Here is a 12,438-nt window from a genome sequence, read left to right as displayed (position 1 = left end):
AGAATTGAATATTTACTATTGGTAATCATTAATGAAAATAATTGAAGTTGGTTATCTTTTCATCAATTGCTGTTCAATGAAATCACCTTCTTTCCCTTTTTTCGCATTCTCTTTCAAAAAATTTGGGAAGAAGAATATCTTTAACACAAGGAACATAATAGCTAACTTAACTATTATCACTGTCCAAAGTGTTTTACCCAATGTCATGTGCCGAAACCCGTCATAATAGAGGTCAAATGCACGATAAAAGAAATTATTTTTGTTCACCGTATGAAATGTTTTCGTACTTGTATTTTATACAAATCTCATGTGCAAAGATAAACAATATTTTCTAAAATTGTCCTATCTTTCCCTAAAAATAGACATATTTTTGGATTTTAATGAATAACGACATCATTTTCCTTGTTAATCCTAACAAAAGGAGTACTTTTGCATTTAGTTATATTGAGAAAATTCAGATAATGAAAAAAATACTCACCATCCTATTGTTTTGGAATGCAACCTTGAGCATTCATGCACAAGGCGTGTATTCTTTGCAGCAATGCCGAGAGCTGGCTTTACAGAACAATCGGCAAATCAAGGTGTCGCATATGACTGTTGAAATGGCTGAAAATGTGCATAAAGCTGCTAAGACTAAATTTCTGCCACGTGTTGATGCGCTAGCAGGATATCAACATTTTTCACGCGAGATATCACTCCTCAGTGACGACCAGAAGAATACTTTTAGTAATCTCGGAACAAATACTTTTGGGCAGTTAGGTGGTCAGATCGGACAGAACTTGACCTCGTTAGCACAGCAAGGTATCCTCAGTCCACAGATGGCTCAGCAACTTGGTCAGCTCTTTAGCAATGTTGCTACACCACTCACTCAGGTAGGAAACAATATTGGACAAAGTATCAATGACGCATTTCGTTCAAACACAAAGAACGTCTATGCCGGTGGTATTGTTGTCAATCAACCTATTTATATGGGTGGTGCTATTAAAGCAGCTAACGATATGGCAGCTATTGGTGAGCAGGTTGCACAGAACAATATCAGCCTCAAGCGACAGTTGGTGCTTTATGGCGTAGATAATGCTTATTGGTTAGCAATCTCTTTAAAAAAGAAAGAATCATTGGCAAAACGGTATCGTGACTTAGCCCAAAAGCTGAATGATGATGTTAAGAAGATGATACGTGAAGGCGTGGCTACACGTGCTGATGGCTTAAAAGTAGAGGTTGCAGTCAACACAGCTGATATGCAGATTGCACGTATCGAGAGTGGTGTATCATTGGCAAAGATGGCATTGTGTGAGCTTTGTGGTCTTGAATTAAATGGTGATATCTTGCTCTCGGATGAAGGTGATGTTGACCTCCCTCCTACTCCTTCTACACAATTTGATAACTACACTGTATCTTCTTCAGATACTACTGGGCTTAACGAAGCTCGTCCAGAGTTACGTCTCTTACAGAATGCAGTTGATATGAGCATACAGAACACCAAACTTATTCGTTCGCTTAATATGCCTCATGTACTTCTTACAGCTGGTTATTCCGTGTCTAATCCGAATCTCTTTAATGGTTTTCAGAAGCGTTTTACCGATTTATGGAACATTGGAATAACAGTTCAAGTACCCGTATGGACTTGGGGAGAAAACAAATATAAGGTTCGTGCGAGCAAAACAGCTACAAGTATTGCACAAATGGAAATGGTGGATGTACGTAAGAAGATTGATTTAGAGATTGAGCAGAATAGGCTTCGTCTGAAAGATGCTAACAAACAGCTTGCTACATCACATAAAAACATGGCTGCTGCAGAAGAGAACTTACGTTGTGCTAATGTTGGATTTAAAGAGGGTGTGATGACGGTTACAGAAGTTATGGCTGCACAAGCAGCTTGGCAAACAGCACGTACAGCAATCATTGATGCAGAGATTAGTGTTAAACTAGCACAATCCGGATTGCAAAAGGCTCTTGGTGGATTATAATAAAAGTGCGAAACTCATTTTTTTACTATCAACACAAGAAAAGTCATATACTCATCTCTCGGAGATGTTTTTAGTTGAATAGAATACACAGATTAAGAAATCAAACCACATACAAATATGTCAGCAAAATCACAACATAATAACATTCTCTTAGCCGTCTTAGGCTTTGTGTCAGTGGTCGCTATCGTTGCTATTATTGGTTATTTTACGATTGATCGCACAGAAGAAGTTATACAAGGAGAAGTAGAAGTAAGCGAATATCGTGTTGCTTGTAAGTATCCTGGACGTATTACCGATATAAAAGTAAAGGAAGGCGACATTGTTCATAAGGGGGATGTGCTTGCAACATTGGCTATCCCAGAAGCAAGCACACAAGAGAAAGTTGCAGAAGCTGCTGCTGGTGCAACTGATGCTTTGAGTGCCTTGACAGAAGGTCCTACTCGTCGTGAAATGGTTGAAAGTGCTTATCAGGTTTATCAGCAAGCAGTTGCTGCGAATAGTATTGCCGAAAAAACCTATGGTCGTATGCAACGATTATATGATGAAGGCGTTATGAGTGCACAAAAACGTGACGAAGCAATGGCAGCATACGAGACAACGAAGGCCGGTGTCGAAGTTGCGAAGTCACAGTGGGAACTAGCTAAGAGTGGTGCACAGAAAGAAACAAAAGAGGCTGCCAAGAAGCAAGCGCAAGCTGCACACTCAGCCATTGACGTGGTCCGTTCTGTGTTAAAAGAAACAGTACAGCGTGCTACGGAAGATGGAGAAGTTGAGACAATCTATCCCAAGGTGGGTGAACTTGTTGGTTTAGGTAGTCCAATTATGAGTATCTCTCTAGTTGATGATATATGGGGAATATTTAATGTTCGTGAGGATCAACTAAAGGACATGAAGGTTGGAACATCGCTTAGAGCCTATGTTCCTGCATTGGACAAGACCATTGAACTACGTGTAGTTTCCTTAAAGGACAAAGGGTCTTATGCTGTATGGAAGGCTACAAAGACCAATGGACAGTATGATTTAAAGACGTTCCAAGTAAAGGCAAAACCAACAAAGAAGGTTGAAGGATTGAAACCTGGTATGTCTCTGATATTAAAGAAGTAGAACCTCCCCCAACCCCTCCAAAGGAGGGTGGTGTCTAACGGAATGTTAGCTGTCGAATAATGACAAAAATAAAACTCTCTTAGTATCTTCTATTGGTGTATTGAGGGTAAACACCAATGGTGCGAAGGTCTAACACCCATGCTTGAGGGGCATACTTTGCTGATAAGCTATTAAACTTTTATTATTTAAAGACCATCTATCAAAGGTATTTAAATCCAGTTTTCCTCGTGTAATGCCCCTTTTAAAGAAGGAGTTGAGGAGTCTTTTTAATTATAATGAAGAAATTACTCTTATATATAAGAAGGATTGTTAATCTCTCTGCTCGTGAAGTAGGATTGATGATACATAACCCCATCTACATCTGTTGTATGGTGGTTTTTCCACTCGTTATCATCTTCTTCTTTACTTCATTGATGAGTGAAGGACAGCCTGAGAAGCTTCCCTGTGGTGTAGTCGATTATGATAACACTTCGGTTACACGAGCAATGATTCGTCAGTTGGATGCTTTTCAAAGCACACGTGTGGTAGGCCATTACAACAATATTGCTGAAGCACGTCAGGCCATACAGCGTAATGAGATATATGGCTTCCTCTATATACCAGAGGGAACAACGGCAAAACTCATTTCTCAACGTCAGCCAGAAATCTCTTTCTATTATAGTAATGTGACACTTGTTGCAGGTGGAATACTATTCAAAGACCTTAAGACTGTAACGACACTTAGTTCAGCAGCTGTTGGTGCAGCCAAGTTACAGATGCTTGGAAAGACCTCCGATGAAATTAAGACAATCATTCAGCCAATAGTTCTTGATGTACACATGATAGGCAATCCTTGGATGAACTATAATGTTTATTTGAGTACTATCATGATTCCTGGTATTCTGATTCTTTTTATGTTTCTTATTACAGCCTACTCCATTGGAACTGAATTAAAGTTTGGTAGAGCTAATGAGTGGATGTCTATGGCTGGAAATAATATTGTTGTAGCCCTTATTGGTAAGCTATTTCCACAGACGCTCATCTTCTTAACCATATTCTTAGGTTATGAATGGTATGTCTATGGCTATCTAAACTTTCCACACCCAGGTGGTCTGGGTATGATAGTCTTCCTTGCTATACTTACTGTATTGTCGTCTCAGGGTTTCGGTGTTTTTGTCTTTGGATTAATGCCTTCTTTGCGAATGTCAATGAGTGTATGTTCTCTTTGGGCAGTAGTAGGATTCTCGGCTTGTGGTGCGACCTTCCCACTTTTTGCTATGGATGGCATAATTGAAGCCCTAGCACAGATTATCCCCCTTCGTCATTATTATATGATTTATCAAATCTGTGTCTTTAATGGCTATCCGTTGATTGATGCGTGGGTTAATCTGTTTGCACTGGTAGCCTTTGCGTCACTACCCATCCTTGTGACCAGAAATATTAAGAAGGCAATGGTTGAGTATGTGTATATCCCATAAGGACTACTACCTATCATTTAAGCGAAGGAGTATCTATCAATGATTTTAAAGAATAGGACCTAACATGGAGCATTTCTTCCTATTAAACATTTAAGAGCCTCTCATTAACGAGGACTCAATAAACAGTTATTATGTCAGATACAAAGAATACATCAAAGCCTACTAATAAAAAGAAAGCAAGCTTAGAACCACTGAGTTTTCTTTCTTCTCTTTGTTATATATGGTGGTTGGAAACCAAAAACACAATTAAGGATGAAGGGGTATTGATATTCTTCCTCCTTGTTCCTTTGGCTTACCCTCTCCTCTATTCATGGATATATAACAATGAGGTGGTACGTGAAGTGCCTGTGGCTATAGTTGACTTATCCCACTCGGCATCTTCTCGTGAATTTATTCAGGACTTCGATGCGTCACCCGATGTACGAGCAGCTTACTATTGTAACAACTTGAAGGAGGCGGAAGCATTGGTTGGAAAACAAGCTGTTCATGGTGTACTCTATTTCCCTACCGATTTTGATCACACTTTGCATCGCGGTGAAAAGGCATTTGTTGGCGTTTATTGTGATATGAGTCTGATGCTTACCTATAAGGCTATCTATCAGACTGCATTGGCAGTATCAATGAAAATGGGTACTGACATAAAGAAAGAACATTCTTTATCGTTTACAGAAAGAGATGAAGAGGTTAGCACCGAACCAATGATTGTAGATGCAGAACCTATATTCAATACGACAGGAGGTTATGGCAATGCTATTCTTCCCGGTGTCTTGATACTTATTCTACAACAGACATTACTTCTTGGTATTGGCTTATCAGCAGGTACAGCACGTGAGAACAACCGATTCCAGGATCTTGTCCCTATTGGTAAACACTACAATGGGATTATGAAAATAGTACTTGGTAAGTCCTCTTGCTATTTCATGATTTATAGTGTGATGTCAGCTTATATGACTATGGTGGTCCCTCATCTTTTTAGCTTCACGATGCTTGCTCGTCCCGCTGACCTCTTTTGGCTTCTTTTGCCATATCTACTAGCAGTTATTTTCTTCGGTATGACTATCTCTTGTCTTGTACGCTACCGCGAGAATGTTATGCTTTTAGTAGTCTTCACATCCATCCCTTTTCTTTTCCTGACCGGAGCATCATGGCCACAGAGTAGTATTCCTGGCGGATGGCAAGGTGTTAGTTGGCTTATTCCTTCAACTTTTGGCGTACGTGGCTATTTAAGAATTGCATCCATGGGTGCAACAATTAATGATGTTCTGCCTGAAGTTCGTGCATTATGGATTCAAGCGACCGTTTATTTCGTAACGACTTGTTTTGTATATAGATTCCAAATTATCAATGCACGGAAACATGCTATTTCACATTATCAGATGATTCAGGACAGAATTAAAACAGCCCGAGAGAAGAAACCTGCGGGAGAATAAGCATTTTGAATTTAATGGTCTGCACATGTGGTGTTTACCATCAACACCATATGTGTTAAGCATCCGCACTATACGTGCAGAGCACCCGCACCAAAGCGAATGATGGTAAACGCTCACAAACATAGAATGGATTAGGCCTATAACTCATTCTATTTCGTTGTTGGAATTGAACTTAAGCTTTCTATTCCGCTTATTTTGATGTGTCTCTGTGCAACACACTTCCACTTGCCTGATGAGTAGCAAGAACCAGTACTTCAGCAATTTGTACATGGGCTGGTGCTGAAGCAGCATAGAATGCAACGTCAGCAATATCAGCACCTGTAAGCGGTTTAACTCCCTCATAAACCTTATCGGCACGGCCATCATCACCATGAAAACGCACGTTAGAGAAGTGTGTCTCGACTAATCCTGGTTTTACATTTGTCACACGTACAGAAGTGTGTGCAAGGTCTATACGGAGTCCGTCAGTTATCGTTTTCACGGCAGCCTTTGTTCCACAATAGACATTTCCACCAGCATAAGCAGCATCACCTGCGACAGAACCAATGTTAATAATGTGTCCACTATCACGTCTTACCATTCTTGGAACAACAAGACGTGTCATGGTAAGGAGTCCTTTGATATTCGTATCAATCATCACATCCCAATCTTCAAAGCTTCCCTCATATTCTGGCTCCAAACCAAGAGCCAACCCTGCATTGTTAATCAAGACATCAATTTGTTGCCATTCAAGTGGTAAACTATTGATAGCAGCTGTTGCTGCATTTCTATTTCGTACGTCGAAAGCAAGTGCAAGTACTCTTACATTCTCCGCCTCAAGCTCTTTCTTAAGGTCGGCAAGGAGCTGTGCTCTGCGACCAGTGATGATAACATCATAGCCTCCTTGTGCAAACTTACGTGCGCAGGCTTCGCCAATTCCACTGGTAGCACCAGTAATTAATGCTATTTTTCTCATATTATGACTAAGTTTTTATTTAAAGACAATATAGATTAAAATGAAATTAATTAGCTTCTCTGTCTTTATCAACAGATTGCTATACATGATGAAGCGTATCTTATTTATTAGATACAGCCACACCAATCAATATCAGTGCACTTCCAATATAAGCTATTGCTGTCATTGGTTCGTTGAGGAAGATAGCACTAGTGACAACTGTACTAATTGGATTCAGATACAGATAGTTTGATGATGTCATTGCACCAATTTTCACAATTACCAACGTCCATAAGACAAAGCAAAGGAATGATGCAATAACACCAAGGAACAAAAGGTTCAGCATCACCTTAGGTGTGAGAAGCATTGATATAGTAGCCGTCCATGGGTCAAAGATAAATGCTGGTAAAACAGTTACAAGACCATAAAAGAAAATTTTTCGTGTGATAAAGATGGCCGAATAACTGTTTGATATCTTCTTCATCAACAAAGAATATACTGCCCAACACAGCGATGCTAATAGGGTAAGAAGGTCGCCCCAAGGACTTAAATGAAGGACAAAACTACCATTAAAGATAACAACGGCTACACCTAGTAAGGCTATTAATGAACCAACAATAAGCGACCAAGTGGCTTTTATACTCTTTACGAAGGTAATACCAAGTAGCACTGTCAGCAACGGAGCAGTACAAACGATGAAGCTGACATTATTTACATAAGTAAGTCCCACAGCATAGTTCTCTGCAAGGAAGAAGACAGATCCTCCCGTTATACCTAATAAAATCATTATTAGTTCATCGCGCCAACTGCGAGCTAAGAGTTTGCGAGGCGATATAAACCAGATACAGACATAGGCAATGGCGAACCTTAGGAAGAATATTTCCAAAGGTGTCAAGCCACTATTGAAAAGAACTTTTGTGTTTACAAACGTTGTGCCCCATACGGCAACAATGAGAATGGCAAGTAAATGCCATAGCATGTTTTTACTCTTTGTGATTTGCATATTTTTTAAGAGGATTAGGTAAGGTTTTCCCTTTTGTAATAAGGAGAATAACAGAGGTTATAATAAGCACACAGCCAATGATAATAGATGTCGTAAAAGGTTCGCCCATTAACGTAATACCAATCGTCATTGCTGTAAGCGGTTCAAAGGCTCCCAGAATTGCCACACTAGCAGAATCTATCAAGGTAAGAGAACGTACTAAGGTAACATTGCTAATTGTGGTTGGTACCAAGCCTAGTAGTACCAATGAAAGAAATGAGTTGGCGTTGCTAATTCGTTGCACGCCTCCTGTCGTAAATGTTGCATAAAGGATGAGTAGCAACATAGCCATAAAGAAGATATAGAAGTTTACCTTCAGAGCTGGCAACTTACGAATACGCATGTGTGGAAATAATACCATATAAATAGCATAAAGCAATCCAGACGACATTGCAAGCATAACACCCCACATAGACTTTATACCATCTGCCTGTCCTACTCCACCAAGAAAGGCAACACCTGCAATAGCAAGTAAGATTGATAATGTGATACGAAGTGTAAGTTTCTCGTTAAAGAAAAGGATGAGTAATATCTCTGTCCATACTGGATAAGAGAAGAGCAATGTCGTTGCTATTCCGCCCGGCATATATTCATAACTGCTGAAAAGGCATACAGCAGAGACAGCATACAAAATGGAAAGAAACATAATTCGAAGTCCATCACCCCATTTAATATGCAGGTTTTGCTTACGCCATAGCAAGATTAACATCATAAAGAGACAACTAAAAGCAAAACGATAAATCAGTACTGAAGGTAACATCATCCCCGACTCCATAACAGGAATGGAGAAAAGCGGGATAGTACCGAACGTAATTGCAGATAGGCTGGCATAACCATACCCCTTTATTGTGGACGAAGTATTCACGACTTTAAAATGATTTCGACATTTTATATACGAATGCAAAAATACATATTTTTCTGTAATATCTGAATTAAAAAGGTCATAAATATCCGCTAAATTCTAAACATTTCATAGATAGCTGAAACATTTGTACAATAAGAAATATTTATATAACAATTATGCATCTTTTTTATCATCCAAAGTCTAAACATGATGACCTTTCAAGGCTTGTAAAATCATTCTTACAAAATAAGAATTAGTAGAAAGAAGTTTTAGTTGTCAACATTGATACTTACTTATCGCTGATGTTTCTAGATTAGAAACATCATATAAAGTGCAATAATTAGAAATAAATGTTAAATAACACGATTCTTTATGTCTATTCAAATAATAACATTTACTTTTGTCAATAAATCAATAAATCAAAGAAACAAGGGGTGCTTCACGATTGTGTTGCTGAGATTATACCCATAGAACCTGACGCTGATAATGCAGCCGCAGGGATTGTCTCATTTTTAACTTACACTTTGTTCGTCATTAATGGGACTGTTTTCTATTTCGTATATCTTTTGAAAAACGACAATAGACGTGCCTCTACAAACCGATACTATCAATGAGGTATGTATGTGCACTGACAATTGCAGGCTCTGATTGTAGTGGTGGAGCTGGAATACAGGCTGACATTAAAACAATGTCAGCCTTAGGAGTTTATGCTACTACTGCTATTACATCCATAACTATACAAAACACGATGGGAGTACAACAGGTAAAAGTTGTTAGTCCAATGATTGTTGCAAAACAGATCAAGGCAGTTATGGATGATATAAAACCGATTGTTATCAAAATAGGAATGGTCCACGATTATGCTACCATCCATGCAATAGCTGATACCCTACAGCATTACCCAAATAGGATAATAGTGATTGACCCTATTATGTTATCTTCAAGTGGACATACGCTTATGCAACCTGAAGCTTTGGATTTGTTTTGTCACTCATTAGTTCCAATAGCTTCACTCCTTACTCCTAATATTCCTGAGGCAGAAATCTTATCAAACATGGCTATAAATAGCATTGAAGATATGGACATTTCAGCGCAAAAGATTCTGAGTTTAGGTTGTAAAGCTGTTTTGATCAAAGGAGGACACCAAGATGGAGATAGAAAAGCAGACCGACTATATACGCCTAACAGTAGTGTGCAGACCTTTATTCATGAAACTATTAACACCCGAAATACACATGGAACAGGCTGTACATTATCTTCTGCAATAACTTCTTATATGGCTCGAGGACTCAATTTACCTGATGCAATAGCCCAGGCAAAAGATTATCTTTCGCACGCCTTAGAAGCCGGTAAGGATATTTATATTGGTGAAGGACACGGAGCTGTTAATCATTTGTTTAATCCTGAAAAACTTATCATCTTATGATTCAATTTATTACACACACCAATGAACGCTATGATTACATAGATGGTGTTCAGATGGCACTTGAAGGAGGTTGTCGATGGATACAACTTCGTATGAAAGATGCTTCTGAAGAAACTTTTCTAAAGACAGCAGAAACTACGAGAGTATTGTGCAAACAATATGACTCAGTATTCATACTTGACGACCATGTGGAATGGGTTGAAAAAATCGGTGCCGATGGTGTTCATCTTGGAAAGGACGATATGCCGATTGATAAAGCGCGTCAACTTCTTGGGAAAGATAAAATTATCGGTGGGACAGCTAATACCTTCGAAGATGTAAAGCGCATCTTTTTAGCTGGTGCAGACTATATAGGCTGTGGTCCTTTCCGTTATACAACTACAAAGAAAAAACTTTCACCTGTCTTAGGATTAGATGGATATAGACAAATTATCTCACAAATGAAAACTTTAGGTATCAATCTACCCGTCATTGCCATTGGCGGAATCCTTTTATCAGATGTAGCTGATATAATGACGACAGGGGTGAGTGGAATTGCTGTTAGCGGTGGTGTTTTAACTGCAAATAATGGTAATGATCCTATAATTACAATGACAAGATTTATCAACAAACTTAAATCATGTAATAAATGAAAACAGACTTCAAATTTATTTATCCTTCTTCTGAGAAGGTTTACTTGAGTGGGAAGATTTATCCCGAGCTCAAGGTGGGAATGCGAAAAGTACATTTAACTCCAACTGTTACGATTAGTAAAGATAAACGACATGAGGAAAGGAACGCACCAGTGTACATATATGATACCAGTGGAGCCTATAGTGATCCAAACGTTGAGATCAACTTAGAACGTGGATTACCCAAACTACGTCAACCTTGGGTGGCAAAGCGTAAAGAAGAAGAAACTCAGATGTATTTTGCCAAGCAAGGTATAATCACTGAGGAGATGGAATACGTCGCTATCAGGGAGAATATGAACTGTGAGGAATTGGGTATCAAAACACGGATTACGCCTGATTTTGTATGCAAAGAGATTGCAGAGGGAAGAGCCGTTATACCAGCTAACAGAAAACATCCTGAGTCTGAGCCAATGATTATTGGAATAAATTTTCTTGTGAAGATAAATGCTAATATTGGCAATTCCTCTACCTCTTCTGATATTGCACAAGAGATAGAAAAAGCTGTCTGGAGTTGTAAATGGGGTTGCGATACATTAATGGACTTGTCAACAGGTAAGGATATCCATGATACTCGTGAACGAATACTACGCAATTGTCCTGTTCCTGTAGGGACTGTTCCAATATATCAGGCGTTTGAAAAGGTAAATGGTAAGATAAGAGATCTTAGTTGGGAAATATTTCGTGATACACTGATTGAACAATGTGAACAAGGCGTGGATTATTTCACAATCCATTGTGGTATTCGTTTGAAGAACATTCATCTTGCTGACAGCAGATTGACGGGTATTGTCAGCCGCGGCGGTAGTATAATTTCTAAATGGTGCAAGGAAAATCAGCAAGAGAGCTTCCTATATGAACACTTTGATGATATTTGCGATGTCTGTGCAAAGTATGACGTTGCTATTTCATTGGGAGACGGACTACGCCCTGGTTGTACGTATGACGCAAATGATGCTGCTCAGTTTGCAGAACTTGACACTATGGGCGAACTGGTTGAACGTGCTTGGAAAAAAAACGTACAGGTCTTTATTGAAGGGCCTGGCCATGTGCCAATGCACAAAATCAAAGAAAATATGGAAAGGCAGATTGACAAGTGTCATGGTGCTCCATTCTATACCTTAGGTCCACTTGTCACTGACATTGCGCCTGCTTACGATCATATAACGTCAGCTATTGGTGCATCGCTTATAGGATGGTATGGTACAGCAATGCTCTGCTACGTAACACCCAAGGAACATCTTGCACTCCCCGAGAAAGAAGATGTTCGTATCGGCGTTATTACATATAAGATTGCAGCTCATGCAGCAGACCTTGCCAAAGGACATCCGAGTGCTTTTATTAGAGATAATGCATTGAGTAAAGCACGTTATGACTTTCGTTGGAAAGACCAATTTAACTTAGCTCTCGACCCAGAACGTGCACTTGAATACTATAAAGCAAGTAACTCTGTAGATGCGAACTATTGTACAATGTGCGGCCCTAACTTCTGCGCAGCTCGTATAAGTCATTCGCTTAAGAGCTGTGATGAATAAAACAAACGAATATAATTATCCATAAACA

The 12,438-nt window shown here is 39.2% G+C and carries 11 protein-coding genes and 1 riboswitch; of the genes, 7 read left to right on the top strand and 4 right to left on the bottom strand.

The window, feature by feature from the left end; translation table 11 throughout:
• Positions 1–51: 51 nt before the first annotated feature.
• Positions 52–267: a DUF4492 domain-containing protein gene (locus J4856_RS09160; RefSeq protein ID WP_025839339.1), complete on the bottom strand. Its 216-nt coding sequence runs from the start codon at positions 265–267 to the stop codon at positions 52–54.
• Positions 268–461: 194 nt separating this feature from the next.
• Here J4856_RS09160 and J4856_RS09155 point away from each other — a divergent pair, with 194 nt between their 5' ends.
• The 4 genes from J4856_RS09155 to J4856_RS09140 all read left to right on the top strand — a co-directional run bounded on the left by J4856_RS09155 (position 462) and on the right by J4856_RS09140 (position 5,958).
• Entirely contained in the window at positions 462–1,967 is a 1,506-nt protein-coding gene (locus J4856_RS09155; protein ID WP_065367875.1) for a TolC family protein, read from the top strand.
• Between the two features lie 117 nt (positions 1,968–2,084).
• Positions 2,085–3,071, top strand: coding sequence for an HlyD family secretion protein (locus J4856_RS09150; protein WP_065367794.1), 987 nt, complete (start codon positions 2,085–2,087; stop codon positions 3,069–3,071).
• Positions 3,072–3,346: 275 nt separating this feature from the next.
• Complete coding sequence (locus J4856_RS09145) at positions 3,347–4,528, top strand: ABC transporter permease (protein ID WP_065367795.1); 1,182 nt, start codon at positions 3,347–3,349, stop codon at positions 4,526–4,528.
• A 131-nt stretch (positions 4,529–4,659) separates the two neighbouring features.
• On the top strand, positions 4,660–5,958 hold the full coding sequence (locus J4856_RS09140; RefSeq protein ID WP_025839337.1) for an ABC transporter permease: 1,299 nt from the start codon (positions 4,660–4,662) through the stop codon (positions 5,956–5,958).
• A gap of 190 nt (positions 5,959–6,148) precedes the next feature.
• Here J4856_RS09140 and J4856_RS09135 read toward each other — a convergent pair whose 3' ends face one another.
• The 3 genes from J4856_RS09135 to J4856_RS09125 form a co-directional block, all read right to left on the bottom strand.
• Complete coding sequence (locus J4856_RS09135) at positions 6,149–6,913, bottom strand: SDR family oxidoreductase (RefSeq protein WP_025839335.1); 765 nt, start codon at positions 6,911–6,913, stop codon at positions 6,149–6,151.
• A gap of 100 nt (positions 6,914–7,013) precedes the next feature.
• On the bottom strand, positions 7,014–7,895 hold the full coding sequence (locus tag J4856_RS09130) for a DMT family transporter (RefSeq protein ID WP_065367796.1): 882 nt from the start codon (positions 7,893–7,895) through the stop codon (positions 7,014–7,016).
• A complete protein-coding gene (locus tag J4856_RS09125; protein WP_025839334.1) occupies positions 7,876–8,799 on the bottom strand; it encodes a DMT family transporter in 924 nt (307 codons plus the stop codon). The genes J4856_RS09130 and J4856_RS09125 overlap by 20 nt, the downstream gene beginning before the upstream one ends.
• A 399-nt stretch (positions 8,800–9,198) precedes the next feature.
• A riboswitch (TPP riboswitch) is annotated at positions 9,199–9,297 on the top strand.
• A 91-nt stretch (positions 9,298–9,388) separates the two neighbouring features.
• Between J4856_RS09125 and thiD the strand changes: the two genes are divergently transcribed.
• Genes thiD through thiC form a run of 3 tightly spaced genes read left to right on the top strand, consistent with a single transcriptional unit; the run spans position 9,389 to position 12,410 of the window.
• On the top strand, positions 9,389–10,204 hold the full coding sequence (gene thiD, locus J4856_RS09120) for a bifunctional hydroxymethylpyrimidine kinase/phosphomethylpyrimidine kinase (RefSeq protein ID WP_025839331.1): 816 nt from the start codon (positions 9,389–9,391) through the stop codon (positions 10,202–10,204).
• A complete protein-coding gene (locus tag J4856_RS09115; RefSeq protein WP_025839330.1) occupies positions 10,201–10,836 on the top strand; it encodes a thiamine phosphate synthase in 636 nt (211 codons plus the stop codon). Before thiD ends, J4856_RS09115 begins: the two co-directional genes overlap by 4 nt.
• Positions 10,833–12,410 carry a phosphomethylpyrimidine synthase ThiC gene (thiC, locus tag J4856_RS09110; RefSeq protein ID WP_065367797.1) on the top strand — a complete coding sequence of 526 codons (1,578 nt, stop codon included), beginning with the start codon at positions 10,833–10,835 and terminating at the stop codon, positions 12,408–12,410. The genes J4856_RS09115 and thiC overlap by 4 nt, the downstream gene beginning before the upstream one ends.
• The last annotated feature ends 28 nt before the right edge of the window (positions 12,411–12,438 follow it).

The sequence above is a fragment of the Prevotella scopos JCM 17725 genome (genome assembly GCF_018127785.1).
Lineage (GTDB): Bacteria > Bacteroidota > Bacteroidia > Bacteroidales > Bacteroidaceae > Prevotella > Prevotella scopos.
Note: the sequence above shows the minus strand (reverse complement) of the source record. Positions and strands in the feature narration are given on the sequence as shown.